This window comes from Octadecabacter dasysiphoniae, from assembly GCF_021532615.1.
GTDB classification, from domain to species: domain Bacteria; phylum Pseudomonadota; class Alphaproteobacteria; order Rhodobacterales; family Rhodobacteraceae; genus Octadecabacter; species Octadecabacter dasysiphoniae.
Genome location: NZ_JAKGAQ010000005.1, coordinates 243,198 through 264,518 on the forward strand (window position 1 = coordinate 243,198; position 21,321 = coordinate 264,518).

Consider the following 21,321-nt stretch of genomic DNA (forward strand, 5'->3'; position numbering starts at 1 on the left):
GTGACGCCGGGCGCGCGCATTGCTGCGGCGATTGAAATTCTGGATGTGATCCTTGACGGGGCCAGCCCTGAAAAAGCGTTAACAGGCTGGGGGCGTGGGCATCGGTTTGCGGGTTCTAAGGATCGCGCCGCGATCCGTGATCATGTGTTTTCCGCCTTGCGGTGCCGCGCGTCGTTTGCGTGGCGTGGTGGTGCGGCCACCGGGCGCGGGATCATGCTGGGTGCGACGCAGGCGGATGGGTCGCAGGATGCCATGTTCAATGGCGAAGGCCACGCGCCACGCCCCCGCGACGCCGATGAAATTGGCCGCGCAATTGAAGATGCCCCGCGCGACGTACGCCTTGATGTACCGGAATGGTTGTTGCCGCATTTTGACGGGTCTTTGGGTGAGGACGCGGATGCCGCTTTGACGGCGCTTCAATCGCGTGCGGGGGTGTTCCTGCGTGTCAATCTGCGCAAGGTGACGCGTGAAAAGGCTGCTGAGATTTTGGCCGAAGACGGCATCAAGACAGAGCCTGTCGCCAACGTGAGCTCTGCCTTGCATGTTATTGAAAACGAACGAAGGGTTGCGCAATCGCGTGCCTATGCGGGCGGGCTTGTTGAATTGCAGGACACGTCGTCGCAAGCGGCGATTGAAGCATTGAAAGTGACTGCCGGACTGCGCGTGTTGGACCTTTGCGCCGGGGGTGGTGGCAAGGCCCTTGCCATGGCCGCGTTTGGGGCAGACGTGACGGCCCATGATATCGACCCAGGACGTATGGTTGACCTTGCGCCGCGGGCCGAGCGCGCAGGTGTTGAAATTGCCACTGTCACGACCGATCAGCTGGCGTCCTGCGACCCGTTTGATTTGGTCCTGTGTGATGCGCCCTGTTCGGGGAGCGGCACATGGCGGCGCACGCCCGCTGCCAAATGGGCGTTAACGCCTGAACGGCTGATCGAATTAACCACGATGCAGGATGACGTGTTGGGGTCTGCGGTTGATCTTGTGCGGGCTGGCGGCACGTTGGCCTACGCGACATGTTCTGTGTTTGAGGTCGAAAACAACGAACGAGTTCAATTGTTTATAGAACGTAGTTCATCCTTTGATCTGGTGTCATCACACCTGACAATGCCGCATGCACGCGGCGATGGTTTTTACCTTTGCGTGATGAAACGCCGTTAACAGCAACCTGAGGTTGCGTTTTGGGTGGTCTTCCTTAGTGTAAACAGGCGAATTTAAGCGCCGGTTAAGGTTTATGAAGTTCACTGTCGCCAGCGAATCAAAAGCGAAAGAGGCGGGCGTGACAGACCAGATCGACCAGATAACATTGGGCGGGGATCCTCGACCGTCTATGGCGCCGCACGGTCGATCTCGGCGATCTTTGCCTTTGGCAGTGGTGGCAATACCGGGTGGCGGTGCCATTTTGGGGTCCTTTTTTCTTGCCGATCAGACGTTGAAATTGTCCGCCTTGGCGTTTGGAACGGCTTTAGTGGTGTTTGCGCTGGTTGCCGCGCTATATAAGATCGCGCAGGTCCGCAAACAGAATTTCGCGACGCAGGCCCTTATTTCTTTAGTCGATAATGATGCCTCTCCGTGTTTTCTGGCGGATTATGAGGGCCGGATCGAATTCCGGAACGAAGCGGCGAGTGATCGGTTTCGTGACAGAGGCGTTGAATCCCTCGGGCGGGCATTCACTGAGCTGTTCGCCAACCCCGGCGCGGTCTTGTACCGCCTTCAAAGCAAGGCACAGGCCCTTGGCAGTGCGCGTGAAGATATCGTCACACGCAAGGGCCATGTTCGCCTGTCTGTGAATGCCGTTGACGACGTGACCTATCTTTGGCGGCTTGAGGATTTGTCTGATCGGGGTGGCGGTGCGCGCGCGGCTGATGCGCTAAGCCTGCCGATGTTGACTGCGGGTCCGACGGGAACTGTACTTTATATGAATGAGGCGTTTCGCCGGCTCCTCGGGGGGCGGGCGAAAAACCTGAGCGGCGTATTTGCAGAACTGCCGATTGTATCGGGGCAGGTCCATAAAGTGCTTTGCGAGTCTGGTGAGGTCGATAGCCTCGTCGCAGAAGTACCGAGCCATGGTGGGCGGCGCGAAATCTATTTGCTGCCGGGGGATAGCCTCGCGGAAGGGACGGTGACGGCCACGGATTGGGACGCGATTGAGGAACTTCCGGTGCCATTGCTGAAAGTGGCGGTGACGGGTGAGATTTTGGCCTCAAACCATGAGGCGCGCACGTTGCTTGACCATAAGATTGAGCAAGGGACGCGGATCAGCGACCTTCTTAAGGGGTTGGGACGTCCTTTGGCGGATTGGTTGGCTGAGACTGTTGAAGGCAAGGGTGTTTCGACCCCGCAATTTCTGGAATCCGTCAGTGAGGCGAAAGAGACATTCTTGCAAGTGTCACTTAACCCCGCTGGTGACGCGGCAACCCCACATGTCATTGCGGTTTTGAATGATGTAACCGAATTCAGGAACCTTCAACGCCAGTTTGTTCAAAGCCAGAAAATGCAGGCGATCGGGCAATTGGCTGGCGGTGTTGCGCATGATTTCAACAATCTTCTGACCGCCATATCGGGCCACTGCGATCTGTTATTGCTGCGCCATGATCAAGGTGACGGCGATTATGCCGATCTTGTCCAGATCCATCAGAATGCGAACAGAGCGGCAGCGCTTGTCGGGCAATTGTTGGCCTATTCGCGTAAGCAAAACCTCCAGCCCGAAGTGTTGGATTTGCGCAATACGTTGTCAGACAGCACCCATCTTCTTAATCGTTTGGTGGGTGAAAGGGTCACGCTGACGCTGGATCATGACCCCGGACTAAGCCCCATTCGCGCAGACAAACGCCAGCTTGAGCAGGTTTTGATGAATTTGGTCGTGAATGCCCGTGATGCGATGCCCGATGGCGGCAGTATCCGGATTGAAACGGAGAATACGGTTCTGTCAGAGGGTTTGATGCGCGACCGCGTCACAGTACCACCGGGAAGCTACGTCGTTTTGCGGGTTCATGACACGGGCACAGGTATCCCCGAAGACAAACGCGGCAAGATTTTTGAACCTTTCTGGACGTCGAAAAAAACTGGCGAGGGCACCGGTTTGGGCCTTTCGACGGCCTACGGAATTATCAAGCAGACGGGCGGATATATCTTTGTCGATTCAACGATCGGGGTCGGTACGACCTTTAGCATTCTAATCCCGAGCCATGATGCACCGATTGAAATTTCGGACGTGAAGGAAGTGATTGATCCAGTTGTTCCGGTTTCGGGTGACGGGGTTGTTCTTTTGGTGGAAGACGAAGCGCCGGTTCGTGCATTCGCGTCCCGCGCCCTGAGATTGCGGGGGTTCACAGTGCTGGAAGCGGATTGTGCAGAAGCCGCATTGGCGATGTTGGCCGATCCGGATCTTGAGGTGGATTTGTTTCTGACCGACGTCATTATGCCGGGCAAGGACGGGCCGACATGGGTGCGGGAAGCGCTCCAAACCCGTCCCGAAACGAAGGTTGTGTTCGTGTCAGGCTATGCGGAAGAAGCTTTCGGGGAAGACCAGAAAAGCATTCCGAATTCCGTCTTCCTCCCCAAGCCTTTTTCGCTCAACGAGTTAACGAAGACCGTCCATAGCCAGCTTCACTAGTTGGATTTAAGGGCTTCGATGTGTGAGGCAGATCCGATCAGGGCCGCGTAGTCATCTTCGACAACGGAAACTGAAAAATTGGCCATAAATCCGGCAAAACGCCCTTTGTCGCGAAACGCGTCAGCAAACCCGAATTGGGTGAGGTACGGTGCCAGTGCCCGTGCGACGCCCCCCACAAGGTAGACCCCCCCGAAGGGCAGCTGAATGAGCGAAAGATTACCGCAAACCGTTCCGAGGATATGGCTAAACAAGGCGGCTGCCTCGGATGCGCGGGGATCATCCCCTTTGGCGCAGGCGGCCATGATGTCTTTGGCGGCAACGGCCCTAGGATCACCTGCTTCCTGACCCAAAAACGCATAGACCCTTTCAAGGCCACGGCCTGACAAGACGTCTTCGACCGCGGGAAATCCGTGCGCCGTTGAGACGAATTTACAAAGTCGCAGCTCCTGTTCTGTCCGGATCGGAAGGTTTGCGTGCCCGCTTTCGGAGGGGGGGACGAATTCACCGGAGGCTGTTTCAAACACAGGGGCTGCGTTAAATCCCGTGCCGACACCAACCACCAGGCGCACGGCGTCCGCTGCGGGGGCGTCGGTTGGACCGGAGATGATTGTCCGCAGGGAGGTGGATTCGAGTGAGCTCAGCGCGTGGCCCTGAGCCTGTAAATCATTCAAAATCGCGACGGTTTCGGCGTTGGTGGCGCGTGCCAGCGTGTCACAATCAATGGCCCAATCCAGATTGGTCATGGTGGCGCGCCCGTCGCGCACAGGGCCTGCCACTGCAATGCACGCAGCCGCCGGATCCACATCGCCTTCATCGCTGAGGTACTGACGCAAAACGGCCTCTAGGCCTGAATAGTCGGTGTTGGCATATCGGCGCACCGTGTCGGGCAGGACCGTTGTTCCATCCGCCAAAGCACAGCGCGTGTTGGTTCCGCCAATATCAGCAACGAGGGACAGCGTGTTTGCGGGATGGGTCATGGATTTCTTTCTGTTCATGGACGCGGGGTCAATGCGGATTTGAGCGCGTGATACGAGGCTTTGGGTGTGCGCTGCAAGGTATCGAAATCGACGTGGACCAACCCAAAGCGTTTTTCATACCCCAGCGCCCATTCGTAATTGTCCATCAGGGACCAAACGAAAAAGCCGTCAACGGGGGCACCGTCGGCGATGGCGCGGCGGACGGCCTCAAAATGCGCGTTCAGAAAAGCGATGCGTTCAGGGTCATCGACCGCGCCGTTGGCCAAGACGTCTGCGTTTGCCATTCCATTTTCGGTGATAAACAGCGTCAAATCACCTGTGTATTCGTTTTTCGTCCGCATGAGGAATTCGTACAACCCGTCCGGGTAGATTTCCCAACCCATTTGGGTTTTGGGCAGCGGGCCTTCGGCTTCTGCGTGGGCGGGCCATGCGCCGCTTGTCGGGGCCATGAGTTTGCGGGTGTAATAGTTCAGGCCGACCCAATCGAGCGGTGATTGAATTGTGGCGAAGTCATTTTCCCAACCGGAGGGGAGGTGCTGCCCAAACCCATCCAGCACGGCATCAGGGTAGCGGCCTTTGAACACGCCATCGATAAAGAAGCGGTTGTAATAGCCGTCATATAAATCTGCGGCGGCTTTTGCGGCTGTGCTGTCATCGGCGGGCATGGACCATTCGAAGTTAAAGACACCGCCCAAGTTGGACATGCCAAGGGCGCGCATGGTCTGGATGGCGGTGCCGTGGGCCAGAAGGATATGGTGCATGGCGCGGGCCGTTGCGCGGATGTCGCGCAGTCCGGGCGCGTGGGCACCAAGGAAATGGGACAGCCAGCCGACGCACCATGGTTCATTGATCGGGGCGACGGAATGCATCCGGTCACCGATGCGGTCCATGATGCAATGGGTGAAATCGCCGAACCATTTTGCGACGTCCGGGTTTGTCCAGCCGCCACGATCTGCCAAGGCGGACGGCATTTCCCAGTGGTACAACGTCGCGCAGGGTTTCAGGCCACGGTCCAACATGCCGTCTGTCAGCCGGTCATAAAAATCGAGGCCTTCGGGGTTGGGGGTGACGCCATCGGGCATGACCCGCGCCCAAGATGTGGAAAAGCGGTAGGCGTCAAAGCCTGCGTTTTTGATCAGGTCGAGGTCTTCTTCCCAGCGGTGGTAGTGATCACAGGCGATTTGGCCGTGTTCGGCGCGCACCACGTTGCCCGGGGTTGCGGCGAAGGTGTCCCAATGGGTCGATCCTGCGCCGCCAAAGCTGTGGCCTTCGATCTGATAGGCAGATGTTGCGGTCCCGAACAAGAAACCGTCGGGAAAGTCTGAGCGGGTGAAATTCATGGTCGTCCTTAGGTCAGGCCATTTTGGCAGAAGCGGGGGCAGGGCCGGTGGAGCGCCCGACCATCAATTCTGCTTCGAGGAGTTTGTGTTGATGGCCTGTCGTGTCGCCGTTGATCTGCGCGATCAGCATTTGTGACACGATAAGGCCCGCATCGCGCACCGAGGACCGGGTGGCGGTGAAAATGGGCACATCCGCGCCGTTGGCCAGATAGCTGAGCGTGTCATCATGGGTGACGATGGACACATCGCGCCCCATTTGCAGCCCGCGATCCTGCAAGGCGCGCCGCACACCGAGCGCAGAGATAATCGAGGACACAAGAAATGCCGTGGGCGGGTTGGCCATATCGAGCATGTCGCCCGCCGATGTATATCCGAAACTTTCGGTCATTTCGTCCTGCCGCATCAGGGATGGATCAATGGGGATGCCGATGGCCGCCAACCCTGCCTCGTAGCCGCGGCGGCGTCGGTGGGCGAAATCCATGGTTTCGAGGCCATTGATCAACCCGATGCGGCGATGACCCAGATCGGTCAGGAATTCTGTTGCGCGGTGAAAGGCGCTGGTGTTGTTGACGTCCAGCCAGCTGTAATCGGCGGTGATGCCGGATGCGCGGCCGTGCACGACAAAGGGCAGGCCGATGTCTTGCAACATGGCGATGCGCGTGTCGTTCATTTTGGGGCCGTGCAATACCACGCCGTCTACTGTGCCGCGGGTCTTGTAGTTCTGGTAGACCTGTTCTTCTTTGCTGTCTTCGACAATTGACAGCACCATTTCAAAGTCTTGCTGTGAATACACTTCGCCCGCACCAGCGATGAAATCACCAAAGATCGGATTCACCATTTCGTGCCGGTTGGCTGTCGGGATCACGTGGCCGATGGCATTTGCACGCCCCGTCGCGAGGCCCTTTGCACGGGTGTTGGGGCTGTAATGATGTTTTGCGGCAGCCGCGAGAACCTTTTCGCGGGTGGCTTCGTTCACCTCTGGATAGCCGTTCAGCGCGCGGCTGACGGTCGTTTGGGACAGGCCCAATATCCGAGAGAGTTCTTTCAGGTTCATTTCGACTTTCAAACCGCTTTGGATTTTGTGTTTGGAGATAATTGGCGCGTTGGCTGGCAGAAATCAAGCCAAAAGCTTTTATTTTACTGTGCAGGTGCAGCATTTCGTGGGGCAAGGGTGTGCATTGACTCTGGTCGGGGTTTACAGCATTGTGCAGTTATCCAAAGCGCTTTGGTAGAGGAGCGCGAGGTAAAGAACTGCAAACTTGGGGGCGTAGATTCGTCCCGTCTGGGAGGACTAAAATGAAGAAATCACTATATATTGGTGTTGCTGCAGCCGCGTTGAGCGCTGGCATGGCGCAGGCTGACGGCCACCTGCCATTCGCACCGGGCGAGGGCGAGTTCAGCTGGGATTCGTATGACGCCTATGCGGCTGGCGCCCCTGACCTGAGCGGTCAGACCGTAACAGTGTTCGGCCCATGGTTGAGCCCTGAAGCAGAAATTTTCACATCCATGCTGGCCTATTTCGAAGAAGCCACAGGCGCGGATGCGACATACACAGGATCTGACGGCTTTGAGCAGCAGATCGTGATTGACGCCGAAGCAGGTTCACCACCCAACATTGCGGTGTTCCCACAGCCCGGTCTGGCGGCGAACCTCGCCTCCCAAGGTCTTTTGACACCACTGGGTGACGACGCGGCAGCATGGGTTGGCGACAACTATGCAGCGGGTTCATCCTGGGTTGATCTGGGCACATATGCCAACGCAGACGGCAATGACGAATTCTACGGCTTCTTCTTCAACGTGAACGTCAAATCGCTTGTTTGGTATGTGCCTGAGAACTTCGAGGATGCTGGTTACGATGTGCCAGAAACAATGGAAGACCTGATCGCATTGTCCGAGCAGATCATCGCAGACGGCGAAACACCGTGGTGCATCGGTATGGGGTCTGGCGCGGCAACAGGCTGGGTCGGCACGGACTGGGTCGAAGATATCATGCTGCGCACGCAGTCACCCGAGACATATGATGCGTGGGTCACAAACGAGCTGCCGTTCAACTCTCCTGAGGTGATCGAAGCGTTCGAAACATTCGGCATGTTCGCCAAGAATGACGACATGGTTGCCGGTGGTGCAGGTGCTGTCGGTACGACTGATTTCCGCGACAGCCCCGGTGGTATGTTCTCGAGCCCTGCGCAGTGCTACATGCACCGTCAGGCATCGTTTGCGCCAGCGTTCTTCCCAGAAGGCACAGAGCTTGGCACAGATGCTGACTTCTTCTACTTCCCATCCTTTGCTGGCAAAGACCTCGGCAATCCTGTTTTGGGCGGTGGTACGTTGATGGCTGTTACGGATGCGAACGACGCAACGATGGAATTCATGAAGTTCCTTCAGACGCCAATCGCACACGAGATCATGATGGCGCAGACAGGGTTCCTGACACCGCACACCGGTGTGAACCTTGCGACATACATGGACGACACGCTGCGCGGTCAGGGCGAAATCCTGCAGAACGCCACAACCTTCCGTTTCGACGCATCTGACCTGATGCCCGGCGCGATCGGTGCGGGCACGTTCTGGACAGGCATGGTTGATTTCGTCGGTGGTGCATCCGCCGAAGACGCAACCACAGCCATTCAGGACAGCTGGACTGCCTTGAAGTAATCCACTTGCGAACTTTGGCGGCCCTTCGAAGACGTGGGGCCGCCATACCTGACTTTTAGTCGAATTTAAGCCAAATTTGGGGGACGGAATTATGCATCCAGCAGTGCTTGGTCTGATTACGATCATTATCGGTGTGGGGGGCTGTGTCGGTTATTTCTACGGCGCAAACGTCTTTCTTGATAAGGTTCTGTATCCCGCGAAAGGCCCCAATGCGGGGCGCAATATCAACCGTGCCAATATGATCCGCCCTTGGATTTTCCTTGGGCCAGCGATTGTCGCGCTGGGGCTGTATCTGGCCTATCCCGTGGTCGCGACGCTGATCCTCAGCTTTCAGGATGGCACATCCGGCCCGACACGCGGCGATTTTGTGGGCTTTGAAAACTACGGCAAGATGTTCGCCGAACCCAAATTCTGGGAGGCCATGCGCAACAACGTGTTGTGGTTGACGGTGGTGCCTGCGTCCGCGACGGCATTTGGCCTGTTGGCGGCACAGCTGACGGACCGCTTGTCTTGGGGCAATGTTTCAAAATCGATCATCTTCATGCCCATGGCGATTTCGTTCGTGGGTGCGGCGGTGATTTTCAAACTGGTCTATGAGGCCCGCCCCGAAGACGTGGCGCAGATCGGTATCCTGAACCATCTGTACCTGCTGTCAGGCGGGGCAGAGCCGCAGCAATGGCTGACGATCCCGTTCTGGAATTCGTTTTTCCTGATGGCCGTGCTGATCTGGATCCAGACCGGTTTCGCCATGGTGATCCTGTCGGCCGCGTTGCGCGGTATACCCGAAGAAACAATTGAGGCGGCGATCATTGATGGGGCAAACCCGTTCCAGATCTTTTTCCGCATCAAGATCCCGCAGATTATGGGCACGATTGTGGTGGTCTGGACGACGATCACGATTGCCACGCTTAAGGTGTTCGACATCGTGTTTGCGATGACAAACGGGCAGTGGGAAACACAGGTTCTGGCCAATTACATGTACGACAAACTGTTCCGCGCCCTTGATTGGGGCATGGGGTCCGCCAGCGCGATGATCATCATGTTGCTGGTGACGCCGATCCTGGTCTGGAACGTCTACAACGCCCGTAAGGAGATGCGCTGATGGCCCTCGACTGGACAGGAGAATACCATGGATAGTATGGCTGGAAACAAGCCGACGGTTGTCTGGCTTTTGAATATCTCAGTGATTGCGTTGACGTTGCTTTGGTTGTTCCCGACGCTGGGGTTGTTTGTGTCGTCGTTCCGCACGTCCGAACAAATCACCGCATCTGGCTGGTGGTCCGCGATGTTCCCCGCAGAACAGACCGTGCAGTTGCGCGTGTTGGACCCTGACGACAACCGGATTGAGACATCGGCAGGGGTGTTTATTGTCGAAGGGTCGGTGTTTGAAACCGAAGAGTTGTCAGAAGTGGGTATCGACAGCTGGGGCACGTCTTCGCGTGCGCTGGATGCCTATGGGCCCGGTGATACGGCCGATCTGGGCGATGGTGAAACCATGACCCTGAACGCAGACGGACGTTATGTGTGGCAGGGCGACGACGACCAGATTTCAGGGCGCGCCCAGCGATTGTTCATAAACGCGACCGTGCCGCCCGAATTTACCTTGGACAATTATCATCAGGTTTTGCTGGACGAGCAGAATTCAGAAGGCATGAGTAAGGCGTTCTTTAACACGCTGACGGTGGTTATTCCTGCGACGATTATCCCGATCCTGATTGCGGCTTTTGCTGCCTATGCTTTGGCGTGGATGGAATTTCCGGGGCGTGCGTTGTTGGTGGCGACTGTGGTTGGCCTGCTGGTTGTGCCGTTGCAACTGGCGCTGATCCCGTTGTTATCGTTGCATGTGGGCGCGATGGAGCTGCTCACAAGTGTCATGGGACCGGTGGATGAGGGCAGTCGATTGACTGGCACAAATTGGTTTGGTGATCTGTTCGGCATGTCCGAAGGCGATAAGATCGCGGGCAAGGGGTACTTTGGTGTCTGGTTGGCCCATACTGGGTTCGGCCTGCCGTTGGCGATTTATCTGCTGCGCAACTACATGGTTGGTCTGCCGCGCGACATCATCGAAAACGCCCGTGTGGACGGCGCGACAGAGTTCCAGATTTTCACCAAGATCATCCTGCCATTGTCGTTCCCCGCGCTCGCATCTTTTGCGATCTTCCAGTTCTTGTGGACGTGGAACGACCTGTTGGTTGCGCTTGTGTTCCTGATCGACAGTTCCGGCAACACCACGGTGATGACCAAGCAGATTGTTGAATTGCTCGGCACACGTGGGGGCGATTGGGAAATTCTGGCGACGTCGGCCTTTGTGTCGATCGCGGTGCCGCTTTTGGTCTTCTTTGCAATGCAGAAATATCTGGTGCGCGGTCTTTTGGCCGGCTCAGTTAAATAGGAATACGTCACGATGAGTAAGATGGAACAATTGACCGGTGATGCGCGTCTGGAAAAGGACAAGGACTGGTGGCGCGGTGCCGTGATCTATCAGATTTACCCGCGCAGCTATCAAGACAGCGATGGCGACGGTGTTGGTGATCTTGCCGGGATTGTGCAGCGCATTCCCTACATCGCAAGCCTTGGCGTGGATGCGATCTGGATTTCGCCATTCTTTACATCCCCGATGAAGGATTTTGGCTACGACATCAGCAATTATAAAGATGTTGATCCGATGTTTGGCACCTTGGGCGATTTTGATGCGGTGGTGGCCACGGCACATCAGCACGGCGTGAAGATCATGATCGATCTGGTGTTGTCACATACATCCGACATGCACCCGTGGTTCAAACAAAGCCGCGTTGATCGCACCAATGACAAGGCGGATTGGTACGTCTGGGCCGATGCCAAAGACGACGGCACGCCGCCCAACAACTGGTTGTCGATCTTTGGCGGGTCCGCCTGGCGTTGGAGCGGGGAGCGGGAGCAATACTACCTGCATAACTTCCTGACATCACAGCCGGATTTGAATTTCTGGGAACCTGCGGTGCAGGATGCGTTGTTGGATGTGGCCGGGTTCTGGCTGGATCGTGGTGTGGACGGGTTCCGTCTGGATACGATCAATTTTTACATGCACGACAAGCAGTTGCGCAACAATCCACCACTGCCGAAAGACCAGCGCAATTCGACAATCGCGCCGTCCGTGAACCCGTATAATCACCAGATCCACGAGTATTCGAAGAACCAGCCGGAAAACCTTGAATTTTTACGCAAGCTGCGCGCGGTGATGGAACCCTACAACGCCGCCGCAGTTGGTGAGGTCGGCGATGCGCAGCGCGGGCTTGAGATTTTGGGCCAATACACTGCCGGTAATGATTTGATGCAGATGTGTTATGCCTTCGAATTCCTGACGAGCGAACGGCCAAGTGCCTCAGAAATCGCGCGCGTTATGGGCGAGGTCGATAAACACGCGGCAGACGGTTGGGCCTGTTGGGCATTTTCAAACCACGACGTGAAACGCCACGCGACCCGTTGGGAAACCCCGATTGCGGGGCTGCGGGCGATGACGACACTGATGATGTGTCTGCGCGGATCGGCCTGTATTTATCAGGGCGAAGAGCTGGGCCTGCACGAAGCGGACGTGGCCTTTGATGATCTACAAGACCCCTACGGCATTGAATTCTGGCCCGAATTTAAGGGCCGTGATGGATGCCGCACGCCTATGGTTTGGGAAGCATCCAACGCCAATGGCGGGTTTTCCAGTGCGGAAAAACCATGGCTGCCGGTCAGCCATGAACACACCCAGATGAGCGTTGCGGTGCAAGAAGGCGACGAAGATGCGCTGATCCACCATTACCGCCGCGCCATTGCGTTGCGCCGTGATAATCCGGCCCTTGCGAAGGGCGATCATGACGGGGTCAAAGCCACAGGCGACGTCGTGCATTTCACGCGCACCCACGACGGTCAGGCGATTTTCTGTGCCTTTAATCTGGGTGATGAAAACGCAAGCCTTGCGCTGCCAAAGGGAGATTGGACAGCACTTGGCGCATCTGTCGGCGGGGTCGGTGTACCGGCGGGCGACACACTAAGCTTGGGCCCGTGGGAGGTGTTCATCGCCTCGCGGACCACTTCATAGATAATCGGGAGGGACACGACATGGCTGATCTCAAACTCACGGACGTTGCAAAGACTTATGGCGGGTCGGTTGATGTGTTGAAAAACATCGACCTCGACATCAAAACCGGGGAGCTGATTGTTTTTGTCGGCCCGTCGGGCTGTGGCAAATCCACGTTGCTGCGCATGATTGCGGGGCTGGAAAAGATCACCGGAGGGGAGCTTCAGATTGACGGGCAGGTCGTCAATGATGTGCCGCCCGCGCAACGCGGCATTGCCATGGTGTTTCAATCCTACGCGCTTTATCCGCACATGACCGTGCGCGACAACATGAGCTTTGCGATGAAGCTGGCCAAAAAGCCCGCCGCTGAAATCAAAGAGGCCGTGGATCGTGCCGCCAAGATTTTGCAGCTTGATGACTACCTGGATCGCCTTCCCAAGGCGCTGTCGGGTGGGCAACGCCAGCGTGTGGCGATTGGCCGTTCGATTGTGCGTGACCCGAAGGTGTATTTGTTCGACGAACCGCTTTCCAACCTTGATGCGGCGTTGCGCGTTGCTACACGGATCGAGATTGCCCAGCTGAAAGAATCCATGCCGGATTCAACGATGATCTACGTGACCCACGATCAGGTTGAAGCCATGACACTGGCGTCGCGTATCGTCGTGCTGGCCAACAAAGGCATCGCGCAGGTCGGCACGCCGCTGGAATTGTATGAACGTCCTGAAAACGAATTTGTGGCGCAGTTTATCGGATCACCGGCCATGAACCTGTTCAGCGGTGAAATCGTTGAAACGGGGTCGCAAACCACCATCAAACTTGATGGGGGCGGTCTGGTTACATCTGCTGTGCCGACGCAGACAGCGGATAAGGGCCTTACGGTGAATGTCGGTATCCGGCCCGAAGACATGATCGAAACCACGGGCGATGATTACGCGTTTGAGGGCAAGGTGAATTTCACCGAAGCCTTGGGCGAAGTGACGTTGCTGTATTTCGCCAAGGTCGGGAACAACGATGCGGTCATCGGCAAATTGCCAGGTATTCACGCGGATCTGCGCGGCAATACTGTGCGCATGGCCGCCGCGCCCGAGAAGGTCCAGATTTTCCACAACGGGCAATCCCTGTATTACCGTTAGGGCGGTGGGCGCTTTACTACCGTTGATGCGACAGGTAATCGATTGGCATGGTAAAAAAGCCCACATCCCGCGCTGGTAAAAACTCCAGTGGTCGTGGCCAGCGTGATTTGACGGTTAAGGTCAAATCTGCGCGGGGCCGGAAAATTGGTTCAACCATGTGGTTGCAACGTCAGCTGAATGATCCGTACGTGGTGCGGGCCAAGGCAGACGGGTATCGCGGGCGCGCGGCCTATAAAATCCTTGAGCTGAACGAGAAGTTCGATTTCCTCACGCCGGGCAAACGCATCGTCGATCTTGGTGCAGCACCCGGTGGCTGGATTCAGGTGGCCGTTCCGAAGGTGAACGCGCTGGGTGAACGCAAGGGCAAGGCGATTGGCACGATCCTGGGCATCGATTTGCAAGAGATGGAACCGATCCCCGGATCAGAGCTGCATGTCCTCGACTTTATGGAGGACGACGCAGACCTGAAGGTGAAGGACTGGTTGGGCGGACAAGCCGACGTCGTGATGTCGGACATGGCCGCGTCTGCATCGGGGCACAAACAGACGGATCACAACCGCATCATGGCGTTGTGCGAAGCGGCGGCCTATTTCGCGTTTGATGTGCTTGAAGAAGGCGGAACGTTTGTCGCCAAGGTTCTGGCAGGCGGTGCCGAGGCTGATTTGCAACGCATGTTGAAGAAGAATTTCAAGAAGGTTCAGTATGTTAAGCCGCCCAGTTCGCGGTCTGACAGTTCTGAGAAATTTGTCGTCGCCACCGGTTTTCGGGGGACACAAGAGGAAGACCAAGAATGACCCATATCCTCGCGATTGATCAAGGCACCACATCCAGCCGCGCAATTCTGTTTGATGATAAAATGGCTGTGGCCCACGTTGCCCAGAAGGAATTCACCCAGATTTATCCGCAATCGGGCTGGGTCGAACACGACGTTGAGGAAATTTGGGACAGCGTTGTTGCGGTTGTCAAAGATGTGGTGGCCAAGGCCGATGATATCGCGGCGATTGGCATCACCAACCAGCGTGAAACCACGATTATCTGGAACCGCGAGACAGGCAAGCCGATACACAATGCCATCGTCTGGCAGGACCGCCGCACTGCCGCGTTTTGCGAAGAATTGAAGGCGGAAGGGTTCGAGGCCGAGATCACACAGCGCACGGGGCTTTTGGCAGACCCGTATTTTTCTGCCACCAAGGTCAGGTATATTTTGCAAACCGTGGACGGCGCGCAAGAAATGGCGGAGGCGGGTAAGCTTGCGTTTGGCACGGTCGACAGTTTTCTGATCTGGCGGATGACGGGCGGCAAGGGCCACGTGACGGACGCCACGAATGCAGCGCGCACGATGCTGTATAACATCCGCGAAGGTGCGTGGGACGCGACGATTTGTGAACGCTTTGGCATTCCGATGTCGATGTTGCCGCAGGTTCTGGATTGCGCCGCCGACTTTGGCACCACAGATATGTTTGGCCCTGAATTGCCGATCCTTGGGGTGGCGGGCGATCAGCAGGCCGCGACCATCGGGCAGGCGTGTTTTGAACCGGGGATGTTGAAATCGACCTATGGCACGGGCTGTTTTGCGCTGCTGAACACGGGCGATGAACTGGTGACATCACAGAACCGGCTGCTGGGCACGATTGCCTATCAGCTGGACGGCAAACCGACCTACGCGCTTGAGGGATCAATCTTTATCGCGGGGGCCGTGGTGCAATGGCTGCGCGACGGGCTTGGGATTATCGCCAAGGCGCAGGATACCCATCCGCTGGCCGAAAAGGCTGATCCGTCGGTTGAATTGTATCTGGTGCCTGCGTTCACCGGCCTTGGCGCGCCCTATTGGGATGCAGAGGCGCGGGGTGCGATTTTCGGGCTGACGCGCAATGCAGGACCTGCGGAATTTGCGCGCGCAGCTTTGGAAAGCGTCGGGTTCCAGACCCGCGATCTGCTTGAGGCGATGCATGCCGATTGGTCGGGTGCCGAGGAGGGCACGTTGCGCGTTGACGGCGGCATGTCCGCGTCTGATTGGGCGATGCAGTTTCTGGCCGACATCATTGGCGCACCTGTGGATCGCCCGAAAGTTTTGGAAACTACGGCATTGGGTGCGGCATGGCTTGCCGGGATGCGTGCAGGGGTCTATCCGACGCAGGCCGAGTTCGCGGCCACATGGGCGCTGGAACGTCAATTCACCCCGAAAATGGACAGCGACACGCAAGCGCGCCGTTATAGCGGGTGGCAGGACGCGATCCGGCGCACGCGGGGCTAGTGCGGATGCACAGGCATCTTGTCGCGGCGATGTTTTGCACGGCTGCGGTCATGGCAGATGCACAAGAATTGGATCCGTTTTTCACCGAAGAGCTCGGCGGTGTGTACACACAGGACTGGTCTGGCCGCGTGATCGGGCCGGACACCTTCGGTGGTGTCCTGGTGTTTGTATACGGCGGCGGCAAGTCCGGCGACTTTTACGGTGTGCTGTCGGTCGACTGCACGGTGCCGGAACGGTCGCAATGGGTGTCGACAGGGGGCGTTATCGGACCTGATCGCGTGCCGATGGCTGCAATCAGTGTTGTTCGTGCAAACGCCTGCGGATCACCCTAAGTCGGATTAGGCGTCCAGCGTGCAGATTTCGATGCCTTTGGGAAAAGACGTCAGCACTGTGCCGCGTTCTGTGTTGCGCAGATCATAGCCGTAACCCTTTAGGCGGAATTTCCATTCGCGGTCAGATACGCAGTTTTTGCGTTCGCCCATAACGAATGTGCGGACTTCGGACACGATGGTCGCTGTGTTGTTTGTAAAATGCATTGTTTTCTCTCCGTTACCAATACGTCGTTCTGGGGATGATTGTGCACAGGGTTAATGGCCGGACTTCAGCAGGAATGCGGCGCACAAAGGGTCATTTCGGACGAGAATGGGGCAGCAGGGCGTCTGACGGGCCTCGCGGTGAAGCGCCTATATAAACGAACACTATTCCCATGGTGCCTGTCGGCGTTATACCCGATCCCATAATCTCGCGTGGAAAAGGACCTGATCATAAACGGGCCGAAATATGACCACATTCGTTAACTATGAACTGCGCGACAAACAGGAGCTCCACGACATGATTTCGAAAAACGACGCTATGGCCGCCATTATTGATGACCTGACAATTACAACGTCGGGGGGCCAATCCTACACCGTTCCTGACCCGCTCAATGGTGACAGTACGGTAGACAGTGCGTATGTTTTCGAATTTCAATATGCGGGCACGTCGCAGCCTGCGGATATGACGGGTGCGTCGCGCACGTTTTCCGATTGGACCAATTTCACGGCGGCTGAAGAACAGCGGTTTGAAGAACTGCTGGCGTACGTCGAAACCATCGCCAATGTCGATTTTCAGGAAATCACAGGCAGTTCCGACCCCACAATGAACGTCGGCAAAGTATCGTTGCCGGGCAACACTGCGGGTGTTGGTGGCTACGGTTACAGCATTTCTATTTCTGGGTCCGGTGCTGTTTCGATGACCGATTTTGACAACTTTGTTGTCTATGACAACGCCATCTCGCTTGCGTCGGGGCAGGACAATCTGATCCTGCACGAAATCATGCACGCGTTGACAGGCAAACACCCGTTCAGCGGTGATGTGACGCTTCCGGCGGAATATGACAGCAACAAATACACGGTGCTGTCCTACACCAACAATCCAGACAACGGCCAAGACAGCGACGGGCTGCAATTGTTCGATATGCTGGCGATCCAGGAACGCTGGGGCGCAAACATGAGCACCGCTGCGGGCAATGACACCTACACCGGCAAACGCAACACGACGATCGATACCATTTGGGACGCGGGCGGCGTGGACACGTTTGATGCATCGGCCAAAACCAATGCTGTCACGCTGAGCCTGGTTGAAGCGACGTTTTCGAGCTTTGATAGCGTTGATGATGTGGCGATTGCCTATGATGTGGTGATCGAAAACGCCATTGGTGGTGACGGCGACGACACGATTACCGGCAACGATGTGGCCAACGATCTTGAGGGCGGTAAAGGCCGCGACACGATCGAGGGTGCTGATGGCACGGACACGATTTCGGGCGGCAGCGGAAACGATGTGCTTTATGGCGGGATCGGGAATGATACGTTGTCCGGTGGTTCCAGCAGCGACATTCTGTTTGGCGGCGCCGGTGCGGATGTAATGGATGGCGGGACTGGTAATGACCGCGCTGATTATTCGGATGCGACAGTTGGTTTGACTGTGAACTTTGCGGACGTCAGCCAGAACACCGACATCGCAGCGGGCGACACATTCACCAATATCGAACAGATCAAAGGGTCCGAGTTTGACGATCTTTTGACGGGCGATGACGCGGATAACGCGATCTGGGGAAACATTGGCAAGGATTCCATTTGGGGTAACGACGGCGAAGACCGCCTGAACGGCCAAACCGGAAATGACCGCCTGTTTGGTGGTGATGGCGATGATGAGCTGATCGGCGGTTACAGCAGTGACGTGCTGTTGGGCGGCGACGGCGCAGATATTCTGAACGGCAACACGGGCCGTGACCGCGCGGAATACAGCGACGCCACCACAGGTGTGACGGCGAACCTGTTGGATGCGTCTGGCAACACCGGTTTTGCGGCGGGTGATACCTATCTCGCGATTGAAGACCTTAAGGGATCGGATTTTGGCGATGTTCTGACGGGCGACAATGCGCGCAACAACATGTGGGGCAGTGGCGGCGATGATACGTTGACGGGTTTGAACGGCGATGATCGCCTGTCAGGCCAAAGCGGCGCAGATACCCTTGATGGCGGACTTGGCAACGATAGCCTGTTTGGCGGATCGGGTGGCGACATTTTCGTGTTCCAAGACGGTTTTGGCGATGACACCATCGCGGATTTCAACGTGTCGCAATCTGGCGAAGTTATCGATCTGTCAGCTGTCGCTGCGATCCTTGATTTCACGGATCTGGAAACCAATCACCTGAGCCAGGTCGACGCAGACGGGATCATCGCGGACGGGCTTGGTAACACAATCACGTTGCTAGGGATCGATATCGCAACGCTGGACGTCAATGATTTCAATTTCTAAGGACACGCGGCATTGCGAGGCGGTCAATCTACGGAGGGACCGCCGATCAGGTGGCGTATATATCTGACACATGACGCCGCTAGACAGGACGTGTTCGACTGAACCCTGTCGCTGGTTAACTATGAAATGAACGAGGCGGGCGTCTAGGAAACTAGGGGCGCTCCACACGGAGTGTCCGTGCGCCTGTTTGGCTTTGTTCCACAAATCAGCCGAACTCTACACGGTGCAACAATGTCCTTTTCGGCCAAATGTTTGCCGATGTTGGCCAAAGCTGTGGATCGATATTTCAATCGTGCCGCTGACCTGCGTTTTGTGGCGTTCGATCACGGGCATGTGCGCCGTGACAGCTGTTCGTGCGCCGCATGGCTGGCTGATCTCATGATATTTGAACGCAGGGGTGACCGGTATGAAAGACGTCAATTTTGACAATGCGCTAGGTGAAACACCGCGCGCGCGTGGGCGTCAGCTTCTGTCAGAGGCGGTGCGCCGTCACGTCGCGACCTTTGGCAAACCGGCGTCGCTGGCGGGGTTGGTCTTGGTGCTGCCAGCCTTTGCGTCACAGGCTGCGGCGCAGACAGCACTGAGTGAGATTGATGGTGTCGTATCGGTCGATGTTCAGGCCGATGGTTCGGTGCGGATTACGCTGGAGAACGGCGCGCAGGTGCAGGTAGGTGCCGAATCCGTTCAAGTGATGGCGGATGGTTCGGTTCTGGTGCCTGCGGATGTCGCGGAGGCGATTGCGCAAGCGGCGGTTGGGGTTGGGGTCGCCGAGGGAGTTCCGACCGGACTGACGGTGTTCACGGGACTAGGGCTTGCGGCTTTGACAGGTGGCTTGGACGCTTTAGAGAATTTCCCAGCGGAGATCACGGGCGAGACGACGGGTGCGGTGACCGAGGATGATGTGCTCACCGCCGCTGGTCAGCTGGATGTGACGGACCCGAACGCGGACGAGTCGCGCTTTGAGGCGCAGAGCGGCACGGTTGGCAGCTACGGCAACTTTGACATCGATGCGGACGGGGCGTGGACGTACACGGCAGACAACGCTTTGACGGAGGTCCAGAGCCTTGGTGACGGCCAGACAGTAAGTGACAGCTTTACGGTCACAACGCTGGATGGCACGACTGAGACCGTGACCGTGACGATCACCGGGGTCGATGATGTGGCGGTGATTGCGGGCGACACGACGGGTGACGTGACCGAGGATGAAGCCGTGACCCTCACGGCGACGGGCGTGCTGAGCGTGACGGATGTCGACGCCGGTGAGGCGAGCTTTGTGGCGCAGAGTGGCACGGCGGGGACCTACGGCAGCTTTGACATCGATGCGGACGGGGTGTGGACGTACACGGCTGACAACACCCGAGCGGCGATTCAGGCATTAGGCGCGGGTGAGACGGTGACCGACAGCTTCACGGTCAGAACGACGGATGGCACGGAAGAGACGGTGACCATCACGATCACGGGCGTGGCGGAAGCGATCGAACTCGCTGCGTTGGAGAGCAGCACGGATCCCAGCGGCTTTGTGATCAATGGTGTGGCGGAGGGTGACGTCTCGGGCACTTCAGTGAGCGGGGCTGGTGATGTCAATGGCGACGGCTTCGACGATTTGATCGTCGGGGCACCGGGTGACGATACGAATGGCGACGACTCCGGCGCGAGTTTTGTGGTCTTCGGCAAGGGTGACGGAACGATCGTGGACTTGTCCGACATCGAGAACGGCCTTGGCGGCTTTGTCATCAATGGTGTGTCGGAGGATGACAGGTCCGGCTACTCGGTGAGCGGGGCCGGGGATGTGAATGGCGACGGCTTGGACGATCTGATCGTTGGGGCATTCAGAGATGGTCCGAATGGCAACGACTCCGGCGCGAGTTTTGTGGTCTTCGGCAAGAGCGATAGAACAGCCGTGCAGCTGTCCGACATCGAGGACGGCCTTGGCGGCTTTGTGATCAACGGTGTGGCGGAGAGTGACTATTCCGGCCGGTCGGTGAGCGGGGCCGGGGACGTGAATGGCGACGGCTTGGACGATCTGATCGTCGGGGCGCCTCTCGATGATCCGAATGGCAGTCTCTCCGGCGCCAGCTTTGTGGTCTTCGGCAAGAGTGACGGGGCTGTCGTGGAGCTGTCCGACATCGAGAGTGGCCTTGGCGGCTTTGTGATCAATGGTGTGGCAGAGAGTGCCGGGGCCGGATTGTCGGTGAGCGGAGCGGGGGATGTGAATGGCGACGGGCTCGATGATCTGATCGTTGGGGCGCGTGGAGACGATCCGAATGGCGAGGCCTCCAGTGCGAGTTTTGTCGTCTTTGGTAAAAGTGACGGGACAGCCGTTGAGCTGTCCGACATCAAGGACGGCCTTGGTGGCTTTGTGATCAATGGTGTGGCTCAGGATGACGGGGGGGTCTCTGGTATCTCTGTCAGTGGGGCCGGAGATGTGAATGGCGACGGGCTCGATGATCTGATCGTCGGGGCATTCAGAGACGATCCGAATGGCCAGTCCTCCGGTGC

16 protein-coding genes are annotated in these 21,321 nt (G+C 57.2%); 12 read left to right on the forward strand and 4 right to left on the reverse strand.

The genetic code is table 11. From position 1 onward, the window contains the following. Both L0664_RS17510 and L0664_RS17515 read left to right on the forward strand, forming a co-directional pair. Window positions 1-1,161, forward strand: coding sequence for an RsmB/NOP family class I SAM-dependent RNA methyltransferase (locus L0664_RS17510; protein ID WP_235227189.1), 1,161 nt, complete (start codon window positions 1-3; stop codon window positions 1,159-1,161). Between the two features lie 169 nt (window positions 1,162-1,330). Beyond that, on the forward strand, window positions 1,331-3,616 hold the full coding sequence (locus L0664_RS17515) for an ATP-binding protein (RefSeq protein WP_418888041.1): 2,286 nt from the start codon (window positions 1,331-1,333) through the stop codon (window positions 3,614-3,616). Here L0664_RS17515 and L0664_RS17520 read toward each other — a convergent pair. Genes L0664_RS17520 through L0664_RS17530 form a run of 3 tightly spaced genes read right to left on the reverse strand, consistent with a single transcriptional unit; the run spans window position 3,613 to window position 6,987 of the window. Continuing rightward, window positions 3,613-4,593, reverse strand: a complete 981-nt coding sequence (locus tag L0664_RS17520) for a glucokinase (protein WP_235227191.1) — start codon at window positions 4,591-4,593, stop codon at window positions 3,613-3,615. The two genes, L0664_RS17515 and L0664_RS17520, sit on opposite strands and share 4 nt — an antisense overlap. 14 nt (window positions 4,594-4,607) lie before the next feature. Beyond that, entirely contained in the window at window positions 4,608-5,933 is a 1,326-nt protein-coding gene (locus L0664_RS17525) for a GH1 family beta-glucosidase (protein ID WP_235227192.1), read from the reverse strand. A gap of 13 nt (window positions 5,934-5,946) precedes the next feature. After that, window positions 5,947-6,987 carry a substrate-binding domain-containing protein gene (locus L0664_RS17530; RefSeq protein WP_235227193.1) on the reverse strand — a complete coding sequence of 347 codons (1,041 nt, stop codon included), beginning with the start codon at window positions 6,985-6,987 and terminating at the stop codon, window positions 5,947-5,949. Window positions 6,988-7,229: 242 nt separating this feature from the next. Between L0664_RS17530 and L0664_RS17535 the strand changes: the two genes are divergently transcribed. The 8 genes from L0664_RS17535 (at window position 7,230) to L0664_RS17570 (ending at window position 16,352) form a co-directional block, all read left to right on the forward strand. Next, window positions 7,230-8,588 carry an ABC transporter substrate-binding protein gene (locus L0664_RS17535; RefSeq protein WP_235227194.1) on the forward strand — a complete coding sequence of 453 codons (1,359 nt, stop codon included), beginning with the start codon at window positions 7,230-7,232 and terminating at the stop codon, window positions 8,586-8,588. Window positions 8,589-8,679: 91 nt separating this feature from the next. Continuing rightward, on the forward strand, window positions 8,680-9,690 hold the full coding sequence (locus L0664_RS17540) for a carbohydrate ABC transporter permease (RefSeq protein WP_235227195.1): 1,011 nt from the start codon (window positions 8,680-8,682) through the stop codon (window positions 9,688-9,690). 27 nt (window positions 9,691-9,717) lie between these two features. After that, on the forward strand, window positions 9,718-10,980 hold the full coding sequence (locus L0664_RS17545; protein WP_235227196.1) for a carbohydrate ABC transporter permease: 1,263 nt from the start codon (window positions 9,718-9,720) through the stop codon (window positions 10,978-10,980). Window positions 10,981-10,992: 12 nt separating this feature from the next. Further along, on the forward strand, window positions 10,993-12,654 hold the full coding sequence (locus L0664_RS17550) for an alpha-amylase family glycosyl hydrolase (RefSeq protein ID WP_235227197.1): 1,662 nt from the start codon (window positions 10,993-10,995) through the stop codon (window positions 12,652-12,654). Window positions 12,655-12,674: 20 nt separating this feature from the next. Further along, the gene (locus L0664_RS17555; protein WP_235227198.1) at window positions 12,675-13,766 is read left to right on the forward strand and encodes an ABC transporter ATP-binding protein; all 1,092 of its coding nucleotides are present in this window, start codon (window positions 12,675-12,677) and stop codon (window positions 13,764-13,766) included. Window positions 13,767-13,813: 47 nt separating this feature from the next. Next, the gene (locus L0664_RS17560) at window positions 13,814-14,560 is read left to right on the forward strand and encodes an RlmE family RNA methyltransferase (protein WP_235227199.1); all 747 of its coding nucleotides are present in this window, start codon (window positions 13,814-13,816) and stop codon (window positions 14,558-14,560) included. After that, on the forward strand, window positions 14,557-16,020 hold the full coding sequence (gene glpK / locus L0664_RS17565; protein WP_235227200.1) for a glycerol kinase GlpK: 1,464 nt from the start codon (window positions 14,557-14,559) through the stop codon (window positions 16,018-16,020). Before L0664_RS17560 ends, glpK begins: the two co-directional genes overlap by 4 nt. Window positions 16,021-16,025: 5 nt before the next feature. Beyond that, window positions 16,026-16,352, forward strand: coding sequence for a hypothetical protein (locus tag L0664_RS17570; protein WP_235227201.1), 327 nt, complete (start codon window positions 16,026-16,028; stop codon window positions 16,350-16,352). A gap of 6 nt (window positions 16,353-16,358) precedes the next feature. Here L0664_RS17570 and L0664_RS17575 read toward each other — a convergent pair whose 3' ends face one another. After that, on the reverse strand, window positions 16,359-16,556 hold the full coding sequence (locus L0664_RS17575) for a hypothetical protein (protein ID WP_235227202.1): 198 nt from the start codon (window positions 16,554-16,556) through the stop codon (window positions 16,359-16,361). Window positions 16,557-16,800: 244 nt separating this feature from the next. Between L0664_RS17575 and L0664_RS17580 the strand changes: the two genes are divergently transcribed. Together L0664_RS17580 and L0664_RS17585 are read left to right on the forward strand one after the other, a co-directional pair. Then, window positions 16,801-18,822, forward strand: coding sequence for a M10 family metallopeptidase C-terminal domain-containing protein (locus L0664_RS17580; protein WP_235227203.1), 2,022 nt, complete (start codon window positions 16,801-16,803; stop codon window positions 18,820-18,822). A 406-nt stretch (window positions 18,823-19,228) separates the two neighbouring features. After that, window positions 19,229-21,321: VCBS domain-containing protein (locus tag L0664_RS17585; protein ID WP_235227204.1), on the forward strand; the 2,093-nt coding region annotated here is incomplete at its 3' end.

What these genes read in the sequence shown, in the direction of transcription:
- L0664_RS17515 (WP_418888041.1), top strand. Translation starts at nt 1,331, where the DNA reads ATGGCGCCGCACGGTCGATCTCGGCGATCTTTGCCTTTGGCAGTGGTG.
- L0664_RS17520 (WP_235227191.1), bottom strand. Translation starts at nt 4,593, where the DNA reads ATGACCCATCCCGCAAACACGCTGTCCCTCGTTGCTGATATTGGCGGA.
- L0664_RS17525 (WP_235227192.1), bottom strand. Translation starts at nt 5,933, where the DNA reads ATGAATTTCACCCGCTCAGACTTTCCCGACGGTTTCTTGTTCGGGACC.
- L0664_RS17530 (WP_235227193.1), bottom strand. Translation starts at nt 6,987, where the DNA reads ATGAACCTGAAAGAACTCTCTCGGATATTGGGCCTGTCCCAAACGACC.
- L0664_RS17535 (WP_235227194.1), top strand. Translation starts at nt 7,230, where the DNA reads ATGAAGAAATCACTATATATTGGTGTTGCTGCAGCCGCGTTGAGCGCT.
- L0664_RS17540 (WP_235227195.1), top strand. Translation starts at nt 8,680, where the DNA reads ATGCATCCAGCAGTGCTTGGTCTGATTACGATCATTATCGGTGTGGGG.
- L0664_RS17545 (WP_235227196.1), top strand. Translation starts at nt 9,718, where the DNA reads ATGGATAGTATGGCTGGAAACAAGCCGACGGTTGTCTGGCTTTTGAAT.
- L0664_RS17550 (WP_235227197.1), top strand. Translation starts at nt 10,993, where the DNA reads ATGAGTAAGATGGAACAATTGACCGGTGATGCGCGTCTGGAAAAGGAC.
- L0664_RS17555 (WP_235227198.1), top strand. Translation starts at nt 12,675, where the DNA reads ATGGCTGATCTCAAACTCACGGACGTTGCAAAGACTTATGGCGGGTCG.
- L0664_RS17560 (WP_235227199.1), top strand. Translation starts at nt 13,814, where the DNA reads ATGGTAAAAAAGCCCACATCCCGCGCTGGTAAAAACTCCAGTGGTCGT.
- glpK (WP_235227200.1), top strand. Translation starts at nt 14,557, where the DNA reads ATGACCCATATCCTCGCGATTGATCAAGGCACCACATCCAGCCGCGCA.
- L0664_RS17570 (WP_235227201.1), top strand. Translation starts at nt 16,026, where the DNA reads ATGCACAGGCATCTTGTCGCGGCGATGTTTTGCACGGCTGCGGTCATG.
- L0664_RS17575 (WP_235227202.1), bottom strand. Translation starts at nt 16,556, where the DNA reads ATGCATTTTACAAACAACACAGCGACCATCGTGTCCGAAGTCCGCACA.
- L0664_RS17580 (WP_235227203.1), top strand. Translation starts at nt 16,801, where the DNA reads ATGACCACATTCGTTAACTATGAACTGCGCGACAAACAGGAGCTCCAC.